General features: G+C 65.4%; 22 protein-coding genes. 17 read left to right on the top strand and 5 right to left on the bottom strand.

Features of this window, described 5'->3' with window-relative positions; translation table 11 throughout:
• Positions 1 to 144 precede the first annotated feature (144 nt).
• The gene (locus NN5_RS15125; RefSeq protein WP_084384962.1) at positions 145 to 879 is read right to left on the bottom strand and encodes a class I SAM-dependent methyltransferase; all 735 of its coding nucleotides are present in this window, start codon (positions 877 to 879) and stop codon (positions 145 to 147) included.
• A gap of 112 nt (positions 880 to 991) precedes the next feature.
• Here NN5_RS15125 and NN5_RS15120 point away from each other — a divergent pair, with 112 nt between their 5' ends.
• From NN5_RS15120 to NN5_RS15095, 6 genes are all read left to right on the top strand, one after another.
• Complete coding sequence (locus NN5_RS15120; RefSeq protein WP_067734929.1) at positions 992 to 1,363, top strand: dihydroneopterin aldolase; 372 nt, start codon at positions 992 to 994, stop codon at positions 1,361 to 1,363.
• Positions 1,363 to 1,707 (top strand): Rossmann fold domain-containing protein, encoded by a 345-nt coding sequence (locus tag NN5_RS15115; protein WP_245656517.1) that lies wholly within the window; start codon positions 1,363 to 1,365, stop codon positions 1,705 to 1,707. Before NN5_RS15120 ends, NN5_RS15115 begins: the two co-directional genes overlap by 1 nt.
• Entirely contained in the window at positions 1,704 to 2,708 is a 1,005-nt protein-coding gene (gene moaA, locus NN5_RS15110; protein WP_067734927.1) for a GTP 3',8-cyclase MoaA, read from the top strand. Before NN5_RS15115 ends, moaA begins: the two co-directional genes overlap by 4 nt.
• Positions 2,709 to 2,714: 6 nt before the next feature.
• Positions 2,715 to 2,957: a MoaD/ThiS family protein gene (locus tag NN5_RS15105; protein WP_067734926.1), complete on the top strand. Its 243-nt coding sequence runs from the start codon at positions 2,715 to 2,717 to the stop codon at positions 2,955 to 2,957.
• Position 2,958: 1 nt separating this feature from the next.
• Positions 2,959 to 3,402, top strand: coding sequence for a molybdenum cofactor biosynthesis protein MoaE (locus tag NN5_RS15100; protein ID WP_067734925.1), 444 nt, complete (start codon positions 2,959 to 2,961; stop codon positions 3,400 to 3,402).
• Positions 3,403 to 3,519: 117 nt separating this feature from the next.
• Positions 3,520 to 3,834, top strand: a complete 315-nt coding sequence (locus NN5_RS15095; protein WP_245656515.1) for a hypothetical protein — start codon at positions 3,520 to 3,522, stop codon at positions 3,832 to 3,834.
• A gap of 193 nt (positions 3,835 to 4,027) precedes the next feature.
• On the opposite strand, the gene NN5_RS15090 is transcribed toward NN5_RS15095, so the two are convergent.
• Positions 4,028 to 4,591, bottom strand: coding sequence for a hypothetical protein (locus tag NN5_RS15090; RefSeq protein WP_067734924.1), 564 nt, complete (start codon positions 4,589 to 4,591; stop codon positions 4,028 to 4,030).
• 258 nt (positions 4,592 to 4,849) lie between these two features.
• Between NN5_RS15090 and rplU the strand changes: the two genes are divergently transcribed.
• The 4 genes from rplU to NN5_RS15070 all read left to right on the top strand — a co-directional run bounded on the left by rplU (position 4,850) and on the right by NN5_RS15070 (position 7,007).
• On the top strand, positions 4,850 to 5,146 hold the full coding sequence (rplU, locus tag NN5_RS15085) for a 50S ribosomal protein L21 (RefSeq protein ID WP_067734923.1): 297 nt from the start codon (positions 4,850 to 4,852) through the stop codon (positions 5,144 to 5,146).
• 25 nt (positions 5,147 to 5,171) lie between these two features.
• On the top strand, positions 5,172 to 5,441 hold the full coding sequence (rpmA, locus tag NN5_RS15080) for a 50S ribosomal protein L27 (protein WP_067734922.1): 270 nt from the start codon (positions 5,172 to 5,174) through the stop codon (positions 5,439 to 5,441).
• 264 nt (positions 5,442 to 5,705) lie between these two features.
• Entirely contained in the window at positions 5,706 to 6,293 is a 588-nt protein-coding gene (locus NN5_RS15075; RefSeq protein ID WP_067734921.1) for a GNAT family N-acetyltransferase, read from the top strand.
• Between the two features lie 153 nt (positions 6,294 to 6,446).
• Entirely contained in the window at positions 6,447 to 7,007 is a 561-nt protein-coding gene (locus tag NN5_RS15070) for a GNAT family N-acetyltransferase (protein WP_067734920.1), read from the top strand.
• Between the two features lie 25 nt (positions 7,008 to 7,032).
• Here NN5_RS15070 and ygfZ read toward each other — a convergent pair whose 3' ends face one another.
• Entirely contained in the window at positions 7,033 to 7,782 is a 750-nt protein-coding gene (gene ygfZ, locus NN5_RS15065) for a CAF17-like 4Fe-4S cluster assembly/insertion protein YgfZ (protein ID WP_067734919.1), read from the bottom strand.
• 38 nt (positions 7,783 to 7,820) lie between these two features.
• Complete coding sequence (locus NN5_RS15060; RefSeq protein WP_067734918.1) at positions 7,821 to 8,726, bottom strand: LysR family transcriptional regulator; 906 nt, start codon at positions 8,724 to 8,726, stop codon at positions 7,821 to 7,823.
• A gap of 120 nt (positions 8,727 to 8,846) precedes the next feature.
• Here NN5_RS15060 and NN5_RS15055 point away from each other — a divergent pair, with 120 nt between their 5' ends.
• From NN5_RS15055 to NN5_RS15030, 6 genes are all read left to right on the top strand, one after another.
• The gene (locus tag NN5_RS15055; RefSeq protein WP_067734917.1) at positions 8,847 to 9,545 is read left to right on the top strand and encodes a pirin family protein; all 699 of its coding nucleotides are present in this window, start codon (positions 8,847 to 8,849) and stop codon (positions 9,543 to 9,545) included.
• A gap of 39 nt (positions 9,546 to 9,584) precedes the next feature.
• Complete coding sequence (locus NN5_RS15050) at positions 9,585 to 10,166, top strand: nitroreductase family protein (RefSeq protein ID WP_067734916.1); 582 nt, start codon at positions 9,585 to 9,587, stop codon at positions 10,164 to 10,166.
• Between the two features lie 237 nt (positions 10,167 to 10,403).
• Entirely contained in the window at positions 10,404 to 12,263 is a 1,860-nt protein-coding gene (locus tag NN5_RS15045; RefSeq protein WP_217998661.1) for a methyl-accepting chemotaxis protein, read from the top strand.
• An 87-nt stretch (positions 12,264 to 12,350) separates the two neighbouring features.
• Positions 12,351 to 12,692 (top strand): hypothetical protein, encoded by a 342-nt coding sequence (locus NN5_RS15040; protein WP_084384965.1) that lies wholly within the window; start codon positions 12,351 to 12,353, stop codon positions 12,690 to 12,692.
• A 104-nt stretch (positions 12,693 to 12,796) separates the two neighbouring features.
• On the top strand, positions 12,797 to 13,477 hold the full coding sequence (locus NN5_RS15035) for an HPP family protein (protein WP_306305108.1): 681 nt from the start codon (positions 12,797 to 12,799) through the stop codon (positions 13,475 to 13,477).
• Positions 13,478 to 13,659: 182 nt separating this feature from the next.
• A complete protein-coding gene (locus tag NN5_RS15030) occupies positions 13,660 to 14,985 on the top strand; it encodes a dihydroorotase (RefSeq protein ID WP_067734913.1) in 1,326 nt (441 codons plus the stop codon).
• Here the strand turns inward: NN5_RS15030 and rarD are convergent.
• Entirely contained in the window at positions 14,962 to 15,870 is a 909-nt protein-coding gene (gene rarD, locus NN5_RS15025; RefSeq protein ID WP_067734912.1) for an EamA family transporter RarD, read from the bottom strand. The two genes, NN5_RS15030 and rarD, sit on opposite strands and share 24 nt — an antisense overlap.
• 505 nt (positions 15,871 to 16,375) lie before the next feature.
• Between rarD and NN5_RS15020 the strand changes: the two genes are divergently transcribed.
• A complete protein-coding gene (locus NN5_RS15020) occupies positions 16,376 to 17,101 on the top strand; it encodes a hypothetical protein (RefSeq protein WP_067734911.1) in 726 nt (241 codons plus the stop codon).
• The last annotated feature ends 98 nt before the right edge of the window (positions 17,102 to 17,199 follow it).

Genomic DNA, 17,199 nt, shown 5'->3' with positions numbered 1-17,199 from the left:
GCCCAAATCCTCCCTGTCGCGAAGCGATGGGGAGGGGGACCGCCCGCGTAGCGGGTGGTGGAGGGGGCCAAAACCCCTCCGTCATTCGCTCCGCGAATGCCACCTCCCCATCCCCTGTGGGGACAGGGAGGATTGAACGCCTTTTTAGGGTTTCACGAACTTCAGCACGAACTGATCGGTCTTGCCCCGGATGGCCGGATCGAAGACCTTGAGGGAGTGATCGTCGGCCGGGTTGGCAAGCGCATCGCTCTTGCCTGCCAGTTGGAAACCGGCGGCCTCGACTTCCTTGATGACGGTTGCCTCGTCGATGCGGTGCAGGGTCGAAGTGACGTCGGCGGGCGCCCCCGGCGCGGCGGCGTGATCGTTGATGAGATAGACTCCGCCGGGCTTGAGCGCGCGGAACGCTGCCTGATTGTAGAGTGCGGCGGCATCGGTGTCGCTGATCTTCGCGTTCTTGAAGTCGTGATAGTTCTGGGTGGTCCAGACGATGTCGACCGGCTCGGAAGCGAGGTCGTCTCCGGCCTTGATGATCGAGACGCTCACTTGCGGGTGATCGGTGGCCCAGGCTTCGGCAGCGGGCGCCGGGCGGCCCGAATCGGCGAAGATGTGGCCTTCGGGGCCGACCGCGAGGCTCAGCAGCCGGGTGTAGTAGCCGCCGCCGGGAGCGAGTTCGGCGATCTTGGCGCCTTTATGGACGCCGGCGAAGGCCATCAGTTCGGCAGGCTTGCGCTCTGCATCGTGCGCCACGTCCTCGGCAGGGCGGGCGCTGTCGGTCACGGCGTCGGTCACGGCGGGGTTGACCGCATCGCCGGCCACTACGGCGGCGGTGCTGGCGAGCAGGAGGGCGGCGATCGTCAGGGAAGGCATCATCTTGGACATTGGGGGCTCTCCACGGTTCGTTCCGGGCGCAGGTCTAACACCCGATGATGCCCGGCTCCACCGCGCTTTGTGGGCGATGGACTTTTGCCCGCCGCGATGGCATCGGCGGCGCATGGCAGACAGCCTTATCCTTGAAGTTGCCGATTTCGAACAGGATGTCCTCACCGGCATCTATTCGGAAGAGACCGGCAAGCCGCAGCCCTTGCGTTTCACGATCTCCGTGCGCCTGAAGCCGATCGCGCATTACGCGCCGGATACGCCGCTCGGGGCGAGCAAGAATTACATGGACCTCAAGTTCGCGGCCTCCGATGCGCTGCCGCCGGGCGTCCATTTCAAGCTGATCGAGGCGGTGGCCGATCACGTCTGCGAAACCCTGTTCCTGCAGGACGAGCGGGTCGAGGCCGTGACCGTCAAGATCGTGAAGCTGGCGATTGCCGAGAACGGCGAGAAGATCGGGATGACGCTGACGCGGGAACGGCGTTGATGGAATTGCTCCACGCCGGGCCTTTGGCGGACGATCCGCTCGACGCCGCGGCGGATTTTCACGCCCGCCTGCTGCCGGGCGTGGAAGCGACGTTGAGTGCGGGCGCCGATCCGCTGACGCTGGTGTTCCTTCCCGCCTCGCATGGGCACCGGGCTTGGCGGCTTGCCGTGGTGCAGGGGCTGGCCCGCCGTTTCGCCCCGTCGCGGGTCAATGCGCTGGAATGCGAGAGCGAGGCCGCGGCCGATGCGGCAGCGCGCTGGCTGGCCGGTGCGCCGGGCGTGACCGGGCAACTTCTGCCGCTTGATGGAAATGGCGCCGGTCCAGTGGTATACCCGGCCGGATGAGCTCAAGCGCCCCACTCGTGGACCAGTTCCAGCGCCGCATTACCTATCTGCGGCTTTCGGTTACGGACCGCTGCGATCTGCGGTGCGCCTACTGTATGCCCGAGCGCATGACGTTCCTGCCGCGCAAGGAAGTGCTGAGCCTTGAGGAACTGCACGATCTGGCACTGGGCTTCATCGCGCGCGGCATCACCAAGATCCGCCTGACCGGCGGCGAGCCGCTGGTGCGGCGCGATATGATCGAACTGGTGCACGCGCTGGGACGCAAGCTGGGTAACGGGCTGGAGGAACTGACCCTCACCACCAACGGCACGCGCCTTGCCGAATTTGCCGAGGACCTGTTCGCCGCCGGCGTGCGCCGGGTGAATGTCTCGCTCGACACGCTCGACCGGGAGAAGTTCGCGCGCCTGTCCCGCCGCGATTCGCTGCCGCAAGTGCTCGAAGGGCTGGCGGCGGCCAAGGCGGCGGGCCTGAAAGTGAAGCTCAATACCGTCGCGCTCAAGGGCGTGAACGAGGACGAGATCGCGGATCTGGTGGCCTGGGCGCACGGACAGCATTTTGATGCCACCCTGATCGAGGTCATGCCGCTTGGCGAGATCGAGGAAGACCGCTTCGATCACTACCTGCCGCTGGCAGTAGTGCAGGAGCGGCTTTCCGGGCAATGGACGATGACACCCAGTGCGCACCGCACAGGCGGCCCTGCCCGTTATTGGGACGTTGTCGAGACCGGCGGGCGGCTCGGCCTGATCACGCCGCTCACCAACAATTTCTGCGAGGGCTGCAACCGCATCCGCGTCACGGCGACCGGCCAGCTCTATGCCTGCCTTGGCGGCAATGAGCGGGTGGACTTGCGCGCCGCCTTGCGCAGCGGCGATCCGGAAGGGGAACTGTCGCGCGCGCTCGACGTGGCGATGCGGATCAAGCCCGCGCGGCATAACTTCGCGATCGAGAAGCCCGGTGCAGCCCCCGCGCTTTCGCGTCATATGTCGACGACGGGGGGCTGACCCGCGATGGCCCTCACTCTGGTGTTTCTGGGGCGTCTGGAAGATGTCGCGGGTGGCGGCAGCCGCGCGATCCCGCTGGCATCCTCGATCGATGCCGTGCTTGGCGCGCTGGAGCCTGAACTGGCGAGCGCCCTGCGCGGCGCGCGCGTGAAGCTCGCGGTCAATGGCATCCTGTTGCAGGATACCGACGCCCCTGTGCTCAAGGACGGCGACGAGATCGCGTTCCTGCCCCCGGTCTCGGGCGGCTGAGATGAGCCAGGTCCGCCTGCTGACCGCTCCGTTCGATCCGGCCCGCGAACTTGCGGCCTTCACGGCCGCGCATCCCGAAGCGGGCGGTGTGGTCAGCTTCCTCGGGCAGGTTCGCGTCGGAGACGGCGTGGAGGCGCTTGAACTGAAGCACTACGAACCGCTCACGCTGCCGGCGATGAAGGATCTGGCTTCGCGCGTGCGCGGGCGCTGGGATCTGGACGGGCTGCTGCTGGTTCACCGCAGCGGGGTGATGGCGCCGGGGGAGCCGATCGTGCTGGTCGCGGCGGCCGCGCGGCATCGCCGCGATGCCTTTGCTGCCGCCGATTACGCGATGGACCACCTCAAGAGCGAATCGTGGTTCTGGAAGCGGGAGAAGGCTGGCGGCGAATGGCGCTGGATCGAGCCGCGCGATCAGGATTTCGAGGATATCGCCCGCTGGGGATGATTCTAAAAGGCCGGTGAGGAAAAGGCCAACGCGGAAAAGAAGGGCGCGTTTGACGGCGGTCAATTTGTGAATCGCGGACCTGAGACATGGTGGCATGACTGTACGGAGGTCATCACGATGTCGAAGCGCTTCAGCCAGGAACAACTTCAGGGCCTTGCCAGCGTCAGCGATTCGCCTTTGCGCCTCGGCGCGGACCGGAAACCGGAATTGCCGCGCGGGCTCTATGCCTTGGCGGCGGTGGTCTATCTGGCTGTCATCGGCACGACGGCGTTGCTGTTCCTTGATGCGGGTCTAGCGCTTTCGATGATGATTCTCGCAAACCTTGTTGTCTTGACCTTCGCTCTGGCGGGCCGCTGGGCGAAGGTGAAGCCGGTCCATGATACCGCCCTGGTGACTGGGGGCAGTCCGCGGCGCGCGGTATCGATGCTCTGAACGGGCGGCGGCTGGCCGGTGATGCCGCCACCAAGGTTCTTTCCCGCCTGTGCTGATCCTGGGCGGGGGACCGGCGGTGCCACTTTCAGCCGCTACTGACTGACCGTTCTGTCCGGCCGGGGGGCTCTAGGACAGAAAGGCGGTCGTTCAGAGGGCCCCTTCCCCATCAGGGGAAGGGGCTTTTTTTTGTGTGTCAGCCGGGCAGCCGGGCCGAGAGCGCTGCGATGATGGCATTCTGGGCCGCCACCCAGCCATCGACCTCATCGCGCGCAGCGGCGATGGCCTTGGCGCTCGGGGTTTCCTCAAGCGCACCTGCCGTGCGGGCTTCGACATAGAGCGTGTCGAGATCGCCGAGCGCGACCATCGCGCTGGACCGGCTCGATTCGAGGCGGGCGAGGGCCACGCTGGCGGTGCTCCACGAATCGCTGCCGGTATCGCCGGCCGCGGCTACGGCGCGTTCGGCGGCCGGGCGGTTGCTCTGGAACTGCTGGTTCGCCTCGCGGGCCGCTGCGACGAGGCCATCGAGCCGGGTGGTGAGATCGGCGCTGGCCGGAGGCAGGGGGGCGGCTGGCGCTGCTGGTTCGCCCGAGACGGGCTTGGCACTGCCGCTGGCGCGTTCAACATCGCGCAGGGCCAGCGACGGATAGCTGCCGGGAGAGGAACAGGCCGAGGCCAGCATCGCCAAAGGAAGGGCGAGCGGAAGGACGGCCGGAAAGGTCAGGGGGCCAAGCGGCAAACGGGCTTTCGCGCGGATCATGAGGCTGCCATAGCATGGCGCGAGAAGGAGGGGAGAGGATTTCGTCTCCGGAATCTCGGCAAGTGGCAGGCAAAGCCCAGTCCTTGGTTGACACGAATCGGGCGTTGCACTAACGGCACGCACTCTTTCCGGCCCTCCGCACCAGGCGGGGTGTCCGGCGCGTCGCCCGCAAGGCTCTTCCTTCACCGGTGGAGAACAGCGGCCGGGGCAAGGTTGTTTCGGCTCGTTTCGGGCACATTGATATTAGGTAAGGGCACCATGTTCGCAGTTGTGCGCACGGGCGGCAAGCAGTACCGGGTTGCCGCCGGAGACAAGATCGCGGTTGAAAAGCTGGCTGGTGAAGCCGGTGAGACCATCACTCTGGACGACGTCCTGCTGGCCGGCAACGACGGCGAGATCGCTGACGCTTCGGCTGTCAAGGTTTCGGCCGAGATCATTGCGCAGGCCAAGAGCGAGAAGGTGTTGGTGTTCAAGAAGCGCCGCCGCCACAACTATCGCCGCAAGAACGGCCACCGCCAGCAGATGACCCTGCTGCGCATCCTGTCGGTCGGCTGAAGCCCTGCATTCGGAGTAACGGGAAATGGCACATAAGAAAGCAGGCGGTTCTTCGCGCAACGGTCGCGACTCAGCGGGCCGCCGCCTCGGTGTGAAGAAGTTCGGCGGCCAGGAAGTCGTCGGCGGCAACATCATCATTCGTCAGCGCGGCACCCGCGTGTACCCGGGCGTGAACGTCGGCATGGGCAAGGATCACACCCTGTTCGCGCTGGCCGAAGGCCGCGTACGCTTCCACGATGGCAAACTCGGCCGCAAGTACGTGTCGGTCGATGCCATGGCAGAAGCCGCCGAATAACCGGATGGTCGGTAAAAGGGCCATCCTGACGGGATGGCCCCGCCGGTTTCTTCGGAAGACCGGCTGAACGAGGGAGAGGGCCAAGGCCTGTCTCCCTCTTTGCTTTTCTCCCTCACTTCGCCGCACACGCGTGTCGCCGTGGCTTGCCGCTGTCGCATTTGACCAATGCCAGAGGCGCCGCTTCCGCTTCACGCGCGCGTGCGTAATCGCAATGTCACGCGTTCCCGATAAGCGGTGCGCGGGGCGAATGAGTGGAGATTCAAGATGTTCATTCGCAGCGAACGGCTGTTCCTGCGGCCCGGCTGGCCCGAGGACTGGGAAGAGGTGCTGGGCCTGATGGACGACGAGACGGTCGTCCGTAACCTTGCCAATGTGCCCTGGCCCTATACCGGCGAAGATGCCCGTTCTTTCCTGAACCTGCGGCACACACCGCGCCTGCCCCGCTTCCTGATTACGGTGCCGGGTACTGCGGGCGCGGACATCGTCGGCGGTGTCGGCCTGAAGGGCGCGGAAAACGGCGGGGACAACGGCGCAGACGGGGCGCCCGAGCTCGGGTACTGGATTGCCCGCGATCACTGGGGGCAGGGCTACGCCAGCGAGGCGGCGAAGGCCGTGCTGGACCTCGCCCGCACTCTGGGGCACGAGCGCGTCACGGCAAAGCACTTCATCGACAATCCCGCGTCCGGGCGCGTCCTTGAAAAGGCGGGTTTCCGGCGGACCGGGCGCGTGTCCGAACGGTTCAGCAAGGGGCGGGGCAAGGCCTGTCCCGCGCGCGAGTATGAACGCGTCTTCGGCGCGCCGGTCGATTGCGGTGACGGGGATGATCTCATGCGATGCAAGCGGGCCGCCTGAGCTGGCCCCTTGAAGGCCGCGGAAACCTTTTGTTAACCCGATTGGCCCAGCTTTCAGTCGCGCGCGATGTCCATTACGCCGAAAGCTTCGTGCAATTTGCCATAATTGGGTGCATCATGCGCTTGCGGGATCAAGACAACGGAGAACCGTCGCATGTTTGTCCGCACGGAGAGGTTATTTCTCAGGCCCGGTTGGCCGGAGGATCTGGACGATCTCGTTGAAGCGTTCAACGGGGACTCGACTCAGCGCACGGCAGTAGCGCCGGTGATGCCGCGCACGCGTGAAGCGATGCGTGAATATCTCGATCGTCCGCGTGATCCGCGCCTGCCGCGGTTCTTCATATACTTGCGCGGTGCCCATGGCGCCAAGCTGGTAGGCAGTATCGGTTTCGGCCAATACGGCAAGGATGCCGAGGTCGATTACTGGATTTCCGCGGGTTATCAGGGCCGGGGCTATGCGCTGGAAGCGCTGCGAGAGCTTGTGGATCAGGCCCGCGCACTCGGCCATCACCGGCTGATCGCGAAGCACTTTGCGGATAGCAGTACCTCGGTCCAGGTGCTCGAAGAGGCCGGGTTCCACGACACCGGCAGGGAGCAGGTGTGCTACAGCGCGCGGCGCGGAGAAGAAGTGCTGGCCCGCCTTTACTCTGTCGATCTGGACCACCGCAGGGACCGGTATGGTGTCGAAAGTTCCGGAGAAGTCCTCAGCGTCTGAACGGGCCGGTTCGGTTGAGGGCGAATCAGTCGGCGAGGTGCAGCCAGGCCGGCATGATGTCCGGCGTGATGTCCTCGATCCGCAAGTGATCGACTGCGAGCCCGAGGTCCGGATAGACCGCACGCTGGCGCTTTTCGTCCGAGCGGTCCAGCGGAACGACGATCAGGCGGCGGTTCACTTTCTGCCGCCAGTTCATCCGCGCGGTGTTCTCCTGCCCGACGAAGCAGCCTTTGGTAAAGCAGGCGCCGTTCAGTTCGGCAGCATTGCATTCCAGCCATAGCGTTTCGCCATCGCCGAGCTCGGCCTGTCCCTCGGGCACGCCGAGCGCAAGCCGGTGCGCGCGCCAGACGGCGTCGGCGCCGTGTTCGTTTTCCCCGGGATCGGCCGGGTCGATGGCGGAGATCCAGCGTTCGCCCAGCGCGGACAGACGCGGATCGGTGGCAGCGGCATCCCCCACATGGGGCCGCCAGTGGACGGCCAGACTATCGTCGCGGGCAATGTCGATGGCCTTGCGCAGGCGGTACATGGTGAGCCGCTTGATCAGCGCCTCGGCCGCGGCCGCCTCGCAATCGAGCAGCAGGTCATCGCCCGCAGGCCAGATTATGAAATCGAACAGGACCTTCCCTTGCGGCGTCAGCAGCCCGGCCCAGACCGGGAGCTGTTTCTTCACGTCGGAGGTGACGAGGCCCTGGAGAAATTCGGCGACGTTTTCACCGGAGCCTTCGCGCGGCGAAAGGCGGATCACGGCGCGGTCGAACAGGCGGGTTACAGTCATGTCTGCCAGATGGGAAGCGCGAGGCCGGGTGCAACCCCTCAAGGACACTTTGCCAGTCGCTCGCGCATTTCATCGAGCACCCAGACGGCTGCGGGCCCCGGCGGGTTGTCCTTGCGCCACAAGGCGACGAGCGCATAGCGAAGCGTCGATTGCTCGGGCAGGTGCAGTTCGACGAGGGCGCCACTGTCGAGATCGTCCTGCACCCGGTGCAATGGCATCGAGCCCCAACCGATCCCTTCCTTGAGCAGCGCATGCTTCGCGCCGAGATCGCCGAGTCGCCAGGAACGCGGGCTGAATACCGAAAAGTCGCGGCCTTCGGTCAGCGGCGAGCGGTCGGTGAGGACCAGTTGCAGGTGCTTGCGCGTATCGCCGGGTTCGATGCGCCCGGCTTGCGCCAGCGGGTGGCTCGGGGCCGCGACGGCGACCATTTCCACCGTGCCGATCGTTTCGCGCTCGATCTCGGGAAGGTCGAGGATGTCGGGCCCGGCAATCGCCAGAGTTGCCCGGCCATCCTGCACCAGCGCGGCGACCGCGCCCAGGGCTTCGACATGGAGCCGCAGCGGCACCGAGGGAAACCGTTCCTGAAAATCGCGCAGGAGACGGGCGAGCACGTGGCCGGGAATCATGACGTCCACAGCAAACGACAATTCCGCTTCCAGCCCCTGCCGCAGGCTGCGCACTTTGGCGAGCAGGGCATCGACATCGTCGGCAATCGCATGGGCTTCGGACACGAGCGCGCGGCCGGCCTCGGTCAATTGCGGCTTGCGCGAGCCTTCGCGGTCGAACAGGCGCATGTCGAGCTGGGCTTCGAGCTGGGCAATGGCGTAGCTGACAACCGAAATCGCGCGGCCCAGCTTGCGCGCGGCGGCGTTGAAGCTGCCTTCCTCGACGACGGCGAGAAATGTGCGCAGATGATCAAGACTGGGGGCGGTGAGATCGGGCATTCAACTTATCCGAACATTTGAGTCGAATTTATCCCAATTTCCCGATCGAATGCCAAGGCCTATCTGGAGCGCATCGAGCCGCATGGCTCACTGGTTCAACATTTATCGAAGGAGTGCTCCATGATCGAACTCCGTCCCTTCGACAGTCTGGGCGCGGCCAATCACGGTTGGCTCGACGCGCATCATCACTTTTCCTTTGCCGACTACCACGATCCAGCGCGCACCAACTGGGGGCGCCTGCGGGTGTGGAACGACGATACGATCGCGCCGAAGACGGGCTTTCCCCCGCATCCGCACCGCGACATGGAAATCGTCACATATGTCCGCAAGGGTGCGATCACCCATCAGGACAGCCTGGGCAATACCGGCCGTACCGAAGCGGGCGACGTGCAGGTGATGAGTGCGGGAACCGGCATCCGCCATTCCGAGTACAACCTTGAGGATGAGACCACGACGCTGTTCCAGATCTGGATCATGCCTGACCGGCGCGGCGAGAAGCCGGGCTGGGGCGCGCGTCCGTTTCCCAAGGGTGACCGTGCCGGTCGTTTCGTTACGCTCGCCAGCGGCCACGAGGGCGACGGCGATGCGCTGCCGATCAATGCCGATGCGCGCGTGCTGGGCGCCACTGTCAAGGCGGGCGATACCGTGACTTATGCGACGGATCCCGCTCGCCATGCCTATCTCGTCCCGGCCACCGGCCGGGTGCAGGTCGGTGAAGTCGAGGCCAGGGCCCGCGACGGTCTTGCCATCACCGGCCTTGAAACCATTACCGTAACTGCGCTTGAGGACGCCGAACTTGTCCTCGTCGACGTAGCCTGATCCCGCCCTCTTTTCTTCCAAGTGAAAGGATTGCCCCCAATGACCGGACGTACCGCCAACCCCAAGATCGAAAAGCTCATTGTCGAGCGCTGGAGCCCGCGCGCCTTCGCGGCGGCCGATATCCCGCAGGAAGACCTTGATGTAATCTTCGAAGCCGCCGGCTGGGCGCCTTCGGCCTACAACGTCCAGCCCTGGACGTTCCTCTATGCGAAAAAGGGCGATGCCAACTGGGATCTGTTGCTGTCGCAGCTCATCGATTTCAACCAGGGCTGGGCGCAGCATGCCTCTGCGCTGGTCTATGTCGTTTCGGCGAACAATTCGACCGGACCGGACGGAACGACGAACCCGAACCACAGCCACAGCTTCGATGCCGGCGCGGCATGGGCGCTGGCGGCGATCCAGGCCCAGGCCATGGGCTATCACACGCACGGCATGACCGGCATCAAGTTCGGCGAAGCGGAAAAGGCACTCGGCATTCCCGACGACCATCGCCTCGAAGCCGCTTTCGTGATCGGCAAGATCGGCGCGAAGGAATCGCTGCCGGAGTTCCTGCAGGAGCGCGAAGCTCCTGCCGACCGCAAGCCGGTGTCCGAAATCGCCAAGGCCGGCAAGTTCGCCTGAGCCGCAGCTTACCGGCGTATGCCCTGTTAGACATTCGCATAGCCCCCAGTTGACGCGAATGTCTGTCCAGCCAGCCTGTCCTTTCGAGGGCAGGCTGGCTTTTTTGGAGGCATGGAGGCAGCCTTACGCGATTACGCGTATTTTTGTGCAATCGATTGTTTTTCCTGTTTGGCTAGGGTCTCTCAAGCGGCCCGAACTAGGTGGCCGTAATGCCAGTGCCCCCCGACTGGCCGTATCTTGAACGGATTCTCGGAGTCGATGGGCATGGAGTTGAAGGCCAAAGGCCGCCTCGGTGGTATTGTCGCGGTAGTATCGCTCGTTGTTGCGATCGTGATCGCGACGGCGGGCTTGTGGATGATCAGTGTGGGCGGCCCTCTCCACAAATCGGAGCAGAGGATGAGCGATCTGACGGCCGACATCCTGCCGCCTCCAGTTTACGTGATCGAGCCTTTCCTCGAAGCGACGTTGCTGACCGAACATCCGCAAACGGTGGCAGAACGCAAGGCGCGTCTGGTCGTGCTGGAAGGCGAATACCGGGACCGGCTTGCATATTGGGCTTCATCCGAATTGCAGGATGACTTGAAGTCCCAGTTGAAGGAACAAGTGGGCGCACGGGCTGACCTGTTCTGGCGCGAACTGGACGAAAGCCTGATTCCCGCCGCCGAGGCTGGCGATCAGGCGGCCCTTCGGGCCAGTTATGGGCGGCTGGAAAAGCTCTACGCCGGCCACCGCAAGGCCGTGGACGGACTGGTGGCAGCAACAGCCAAGGCCCGGCAATCGGTAGCGGACCACGCCATGGAAGTCGTGTGGGTTACCAACCTTCTGCTCGGCGCCGTGGCGGTTGCGCTGATTGTGCTGGTCGTGTTCGGCGTGCGCTATCTCATGACCCGCGCCCTCGTTCCCCTGGCGGAAACGGCTGACGTCATGACGGCGATGGCGCAGGGCGATCTTGAGGCTGGCCGCTGCAGCGATCATCGCAATGACGAGATCGGGGCGATGACTCGCGCCATCGAAGTGTTCCGTAAGGTATCGCTCGATCAGCGCGAGGCGCAGCGGTTGCAGCATCAGGTGGTCAAACGTCTTTCCGCCTCGCTGGAAGACCTCGCACGAGGCGACCTTTCCCAGCGGATCGACGAGCCTTTCGCTTCGGAATACGAGGCGCTGCGAGGGACCTACAACCGGTCTCTGAACCTTCTGGCCGATCTCATCGGGACGGTAGCCGGCGCGGCAGAAGGTGTTTCCAACGGCAGCGGAGAAATTCGTGCGGCGTCGGATGATCTTGCGATCCGCAACGAACGCCAGGCCAATTTTGTCGAGGACATTGCTGCCGGGCTGGAACAGCTGGTACGAAACGTACGCGACACCACTGATGGGACGATCGAGGTGCGCGGCACGATTTCGGATGCGCATGGAGTTGCGGAGGAGAGCCGGCAAGTGGTCGGTGAAGCGATCGAAGCCATGGCGGCGATCGAGGCCAGCGCCAGCCAGATCACCCAGATCATCTCCGTGATCGAGGGGATTTCCTTCCAGACCAACCTGCTGGCACTTAACGCCGGTGTGGAAGCGGCCCGCGCCGGAGAAGCGGGCAAGGGGTTTGCCGTGGTGGCGACCGAAGTGCGAGCTCTGGCCCAGCGTTCGTCCGACGCCGCGAACGATATTAAGCGCCTGATTTCGACCAGCGCCGCCCATGTCGAGCATGGTGTCGGCCTGGTGGGGCAGACCGGCGACCGCTTGCGTGCCATTATCGACCGGGTTTCGGGAGCCAACGAGCGGATCGCCACGATTGCCGGAGCCGCCGAGGTGCAGCGGGCCGCCATCGAGAAGATCCATGGGCTGATCGATGAACTGGACAAGATGACGCAGCAGAACGCCGCCATGGTCGAGGAATCGACGGCCGCCGCGCGCAGCCTGTCTCATCAGTCCGGCGAGCTGGCCGGGATGTGCAATCGCTTCAGGACACGGGATTCCGGGGCTTCAAGCTTGGTGTCCATGCCGGCCAGCCGCGCGAAATCCCTGCCGGCGCGGGCTCCGGCGCCGGTGATTTCGGGCAACCTCGCGCTCAAGACCACCGGTTCCGGAGGCTGGGACGAATTCTGAGCAGGCGAGGACCGGCCGGTGCCGCCGGGTCATGAAATTGCCCTGATTGCATGGTCCAAGAACGGGCCGACAATCGAGAGGGCCGTCATGCCGCTTCCCGACGTTCCACCCGATCCGCCCGTGGCCGCTCAGCAGTTGCAGGATGGCAGTTTCGACCTCAGCGATCTCGGGTCGCGCGGGAACGGACTGTCGGTCGTCAAACCACGCTGCCAGCCTGCCGCCGGCAACGAAATCGTGGTTTGCGCGCCCGATCCGGAAAAGAACCGCGTGCGCCCGCTGTCCGGCGCTTATGACGGCGAGCAGGGGTTGCCTCGGGCCCGGATGGATATCGGAGAAGGCGTTTCTCTCGATCTGCATCTGGATTCGGCAGCGATGCCCGACGGAACCGTGAGCAATCGTGTCATGGTCGGGGTCAAGATCGCGTTCTGAGCACCGGCAAAGCTGACCTTTGCGCCGCTATGGAACGATTGTCTCGCAACTCGCGCCGGTACGCGCCATAGGGGCATCCGGAAAGAGGCATATGAGGTGCATGTTTGCTGCGGGAGCTGGAAGTTTCGTCCTGGACCGGCTGGCGCGTGCGGGCTGCCGGTCATCTGGGCTGGCTGCGCGGCGCGGTGGGCGCGGGCATGGGGATTGCCGTTGCCGGGGCCGTGACCATCCTGCTGGTGGGCGGGAAGGCCGCGGCGCTGCCGTTCCTTGTCGCGCCGCTCGGGGCCTCGGCGGTTCTGGTCTTCTGCGTGCCTGCGAGCCCGCTGGCACAGCCCTGGTCCGTGACCGGTGGCAATCTGCTGTCATCGCTGATCGGGCTCACTGCCGGGCATGTGCTGCGTGACCCCTGGCTTGCGGGGAGTCTGGCGGTCGGCGTGGCGATCGCGGTCATGTCGCTGGCGCGCTGCCTGCACCCGCCGGGCGGCGCCTGCGCCTTGCTCTGCGCGCTGGGGGCGAGCGGCAGGATTCCGTGGGACGGGGCCTATATGCTGCCGATTGCCGCGAACGTCCTGCTGCTCTGCGGCTTCGGCTGGCTGTTCAACAACCTGACCGGACATCCCTGGCCGCATCGCCCGCCCCGCCTGCCGGTGCCGATGCAGGCGGCCTATTCGCGCGATGACATCGTGGCCGTGCTGGCCGATTGGAACGAGGTGCTCGACGTCGAGATCGATGACCTGGACGCCTTCGTGCAGGCCGTGCTGCGCCGGGGCGCGCGAAACGGCTAAGCGCTGTCCTACAGACAGTTCTTTGTGGCAGAAGGGGCAATCATGACTCGTGCCGCCGCATCCTTGCATGATCCCTTCCGGACGCCTAGGTCCGCCTGCGAAGCCGGGCCCGGCGGTTCACTTCAGGACCGTGTCACCGGTGTCAACCAGAGTGTCACCTTAGCCAGCAGAGAGGCCGCGCGATGACCGCCAATGCACCCGAACTCGTCCTTGCAGGGGGTATGGTCCACACGCCCAATGGGTCGGAGATCGCCGATGTGGCGGTACGCGGCGGGAAGATCCTGGGCATCGGCAGCTATCCGGATGCGGCGCGGCGGATCGACTGCACCGGGCTCGACGTGCTGCCGGGCGTGATCGACAGCCAGGTCCACTTCCGTGAGCCGGGGCTGGAGCACAAGGAAGACCTTGAGACCGGCAGCCGTGCGGCAGTGATGGGCGGGGTGACGGCGGTGTTCGAAATGCCCAACACCAGCCCCAACACCGACACCATGATGCGCGTGCACGACAAGCTCGAACGCGCGCATCACCGCATGTACTGCGATCATGCCTTCTATGTCGGCGCCACGGCCGAGAACGCCGGAGAGCTGGGCGAGCTGGAGCGGGTCCCCGGCACGGCGGGCGTGAAGATCTTCATGGGCGCGTCGACCGGCAATCTGCTGGTGGCCGAGGACGAGCAGCTGGCCCGCGTGCTGGCGCATGGCCGCCGCCGCGTGGCGATCCATGCCGAGGACGAGGCGCGGATGAATGCGCGCAAGGGCGAGCGGATCGAGGGCGATCCTTCCAGCCATCCGGTCTGGCGCGACGACGAGAGCGCGATGCTGGCGACTCGCCGGATCCTCAAGCTGGCGCGCGAAGCCCGGCGTCCGATCCACATCCTGCACGTCACGACGCCCGCCGAACTCGAACTGATCGCGCAGCATCGCGACATCGCGACTTGCGAAGTGACCCCGCAGCACCTCACTCTGGAGGCGGAGGACGCCTATCCGCGCCTGGGCACTTATGCGCAGATGAACCCGCCGATCCGCTCGGCCGCGCATGTCGCCGGGCTGTGGCACTGGCTGCGTCAGGGCGTGCCCGATGTGATCGGCTCCGACCATGCGCCGCATACCAAGGAAGAGAAGGCGAAGACCTATCCTGCCAGCCCGTCGGGAATGCCCGGCGTGCAGACGCTGCTGCCGCTGATGCTGGACCATGTGGCACAGGGCCACATGACGCTGGAACGGCTGATCGACATGACCTCCGCCGGGGTGCAGCGCGTGTTCGGTCTGGTCGGCAAGGGCCGCATCGCGGCGGGTTATGACGCCGATTTCACCATCGTCGACCGCAAGGGCCGCTTCACCATTACCGAGGACTGGGTGGAAAGCCGCTGCGGCTGGTCGCCCTTCACCGGGATGGAGCTGCAGGGCCGCGTGGTCGGCACGATCGTGCGCGGCCACAGCGCCATGTGGGAAGGCCAGCTTGCCAATCAGGCGCTGGGCGAACCGCTACGCTTCGCCGGAGCGCTCTGACCGTTTCCTCTTGGACAGCAGATCCCAGCAGAACACGGCGATCGCGGTCCAGATGAACAGGAAGCAGACCATCTGAACGGGCCGGAACGGCTCGCCGAAGACGAACAGGCTCTGCAGGAACAGCCCGGTCGGCGTCACGAACTGGATGAAGCCCAGCACCGAGAAGTCGAGCTGCCGGGCCGCGAGGGCGAACAGCAGCAGCGGAATGCCGGTCAGCACGCCGGCGCAGGCAAGCAGGGCGCTGAGGCCGGGCGCGGTGCCCATCATCAGCCCCTGCGGGGTCGTGGCCTGCCAGGCCAGCAGGCCGAGCGCCGGGACGAACAGCACCAGCGTCTCGATCGTGAGCCCCGGCAGGGCATTGACCGGGGCCAGCTTGCGGGTCAGCCCGTAGCCGGCGAACGACAGCGCCAACGTCATGCTGATCCACAATGTCGGCAGCGCATCGCGGGCAAGGATGGCGACGCCGATGGCCGCGAGCCCGACGGCGAACCACTGCAGGCGCGAAAGCTTCTCGCGCAGGATCACGGCGCCGGTGAAGATGTTGACCAGCGGATTGATGTAGTAGCCCAGGCTCGTCGCCAGCACGTGCCCGTGCATCACCGCGACGACATAGACCAGCCAGTTGGTCCCGATCAGCACCCCGCTGAGTGCCAGCGCGGCGAGGATGCGCGGATTGGCGAGGGCCTGGCGCAATTCGCGCCCCTGGCGCATCACCGCCACCATCACCAGGCAGAACGGCAGCGTCCACAGCATACGCCATGCGACCACTTCGAACGGTGAGACCGCGCGGAGCAAGGCGAAATAGAGCGGGAACAGAGTCCAGATCAGATAGGCGCTCAAGGCCGAAGCCAGACCGCCCAGGCGGGTGGGGTTGCTAGAAGTCATCACGATACTCGGGGAAACAGGGGGCAGGCCCTTCCTCTCCGCTTACGAGGCCGGGCCCTATCCCGCAAGCCTCTCGCTTTACCGCAGGCGCACACTCTTTTTCGGCGGCCATCCGATTGCTTACGGCTTCGTTGCAGAGTGTTCATGTGAACATCGATAAATATGAACATGCGTCACGGATCGAGTCGCCTGACCGGTCCGCTCTGCCGCCCCAGTATTCTGATCCCTTTCTTCGCGCGGACGGCGACGCGCGGGGGGACCGTCCGGCCGCAGCCCTGCGTGTCCGGGCGGGAGGGCGCCTGCGTCCAACGCAGGCGCCCTCGTATCTTGCGGCGCATCGTGCGGCGCAATCTTTGCGCCGGGGGCCTTCCCGAAATGGGACGCCGGACGGTTATGGCTGGCACTCTGGCGGAATTTCGCGTTTCATCGAATGGAGTTGACGGCCCCTTATCCTTTTCGGGGCAGAACCGCGTGCAGGCCGCGCGGGGAAAAAAGGAACGCGACGATGAACACTTCTGCCCGTTTCATGACACGCCTGACGATGGCCGGTCTGGCCGGAACGCTGATGCTGGCCGGCTGCGGTTCGAACGACAAGGCGCCTGCCGGGACCGAGACCGACCCGGCCATGAGCGGCGCCCTGGGCGACCGGATCATGGTCGATCCGGAAATGGCCGGGCAGGAAGGCGCTGCCGTGGCGGCCAACAGCGGGCAGATCACGCTGCCGCCGGAAGACCGTTCGCCGGAGGCCATTGCCGACGCGAAGCAGAAGGCGGCCGCCTTGGCGGGCGGCAAGCTGCAACCCGCGCCGCAACCGGCGCAGGGCGGGGCCGCCTCGCTGGCGGAAAGTGCCGCCACCGCCGCGCAAGTGGCCAAGGCTTCGAAGACCGCGCACACCGATTGCGCGGCCAAGGTCCAGTATTCGAACACCTGGGCCGCCAAGCTGCCGGCGGAGATCCCGGTCTATCCGCGCGGCGCCGTGCAGGAAGCGGCAGGCGTCGACAGCGAGGCCTGCGTGCTGCGCGTCGTCAACTTCGCGACGCCGGTTTCGCCGGACGACGTGATCAGCTTCTACTACACCAAGGCCAGCAAGGCGGGGTACGGCGCTGAATACAAGATGGACGGCAAGGATCACGTGCTGGGCGGCCGCAAGGGCGGCAAGGCCTATGCCGTCTATGCCCGCAAACTCGACAACGGCCTTACCGAAGTCGATCTGGTGACCAGCGGGAAGTAAGCGCTCTTACTTCAGGCCCCGCCTACTTCAGGCCCCGCCTACTTCAGGCCCCGCCTACTTCAGGCCCCGCCTACTTCAGGCCCCGCCTACTTCAGGCC

This window comes from Novosphingobium naphthalenivorans NBRC 102051, assembly GCF_001590985.1.
Lineage (GTDB): Bacteria > Pseudomonadota > Alphaproteobacteria > Sphingomonadales > Sphingomonadaceae > Novosphingobium > Novosphingobium naphthalenivorans.
Note: the sequence above shows the minus strand (reverse complement) of the source record. Positions and strands in the feature narration are given on the sequence as shown.

Bases quoted from the DNA above. Each gene is read 5' to 3' on its own strand.
- NN5_RS15125 (WP_084384962.1), bottom strand. From the start codon at position 879: ATGTCCAAGATGATGCCTTCCCTGACGATCGCCGCCCTCCTGCTCGCC.
- NN5_RS15120 (WP_067734929.1), top strand. From the start codon at position 992: ATGGCAGACAGCCTTATCCTTGAAGTTGCCGATTTCGAACAGGATGTC.
- NN5_RS15115 (WP_245656517.1), top strand. From the start codon at position 1,363: ATGGAATTGCTCCACGCCGGGCCTTTGGCGGACGATCCGCTCGACGCC.
- moaA (WP_067734927.1), top strand. From the start codon at position 1,704: ATGAGCTCAAGCGCCCCACTCGTGGACCAGTTCCAGCGCCGCATTACC.
- NN5_RS15105 (WP_067734926.1), top strand. From the start codon at position 2,715: ATGGCCCTCACTCTGGTGTTTCTGGGGCGTCTGGAAGATGTCGCGGGT.
- NN5_RS15100 (WP_067734925.1), top strand. From the start codon at position 2,959: ATGAGCCAGGTCCGCCTGCTGACCGCTCCGTTCGATCCGGCCCGCGAA.
- NN5_RS15095 (WP_245656515.1), top strand. From the start codon at position 3,520: ATGTCGAAGCGCTTCAGCCAGGAACAACTTCAGGGCCTTGCCAGCGTC.
- NN5_RS15090 (WP_067734924.1), bottom strand. From the start codon at position 4,591: ATGATCCGCGCGAAAGCCCGTTTGCCGCTTGGCCCCCTGACCTTTCCG.
- rplU (WP_067734923.1), top strand. From the start codon at position 4,850: ATGTTCGCAGTTGTGCGCACGGGCGGCAAGCAGTACCGGGTTGCCGCC.
- rpmA (WP_067734922.1), top strand. From the start codon at position 5,172: ATGGCACATAAGAAAGCAGGCGGTTCTTCGCGCAACGGTCGCGACTCA.
- NN5_RS15075 (WP_067734921.1), top strand. From the start codon at position 5,706: ATGTTCATTCGCAGCGAACGGCTGTTCCTGCGGCCCGGCTGGCCCGAG.
- NN5_RS15070 (WP_067734920.1), top strand. From the start codon at position 6,447: ATGTTTGTCCGCACGGAGAGGTTATTTCTCAGGCCCGGTTGGCCGGAG.
- ygfZ (WP_067734919.1), bottom strand. From the start codon at position 7,782: ATGACTGTAACCCGCCTGTTCGACCGCGCCGTGATCCGCCTTTCGCCG.
- NN5_RS15060 (WP_067734918.1), bottom strand. From the start codon at position 8,726: ATGCCCGATCTCACCGCCCCCAGTCTTGATCATCTGCGCACATTTCTC.
- NN5_RS15055 (WP_067734917.1), top strand. From the start codon at position 8,847: ATGATCGAACTCCGTCCCTTCGACAGTCTGGGCGCGGCCAATCACGGT.
- NN5_RS15050 (WP_067734916.1), top strand. From the start codon at position 9,585: ATGACCGGACGTACCGCCAACCCCAAGATCGAAAAGCTCATTGTCGAG.
- NN5_RS15040 (WP_084384965.1), top strand. From the start codon at position 12,351: ATGCCGCTTCCCGACGTTCCACCCGATCCGCCCGTGGCCGCTCAGCAG.
- NN5_RS15030 (WP_067734913.1), top strand. From the start codon at position 13,660: ATGACCGCCAATGCACCCGAACTCGTCCTTGCAGGGGGTATGGTCCAC.
- rarD (WP_067734912.1), bottom strand. From the start codon at position 15,870: ATGACTTCTAGCAACCCCACCCGCCTGGGCGGTCTGGCTTCGGCCTTG.
- NN5_RS15020 (WP_067734911.1), top strand. From the start codon at position 16,376: ATGAACACTTCTGCCCGTTTCATGACACGCCTGACGATGGCCGGTCTG.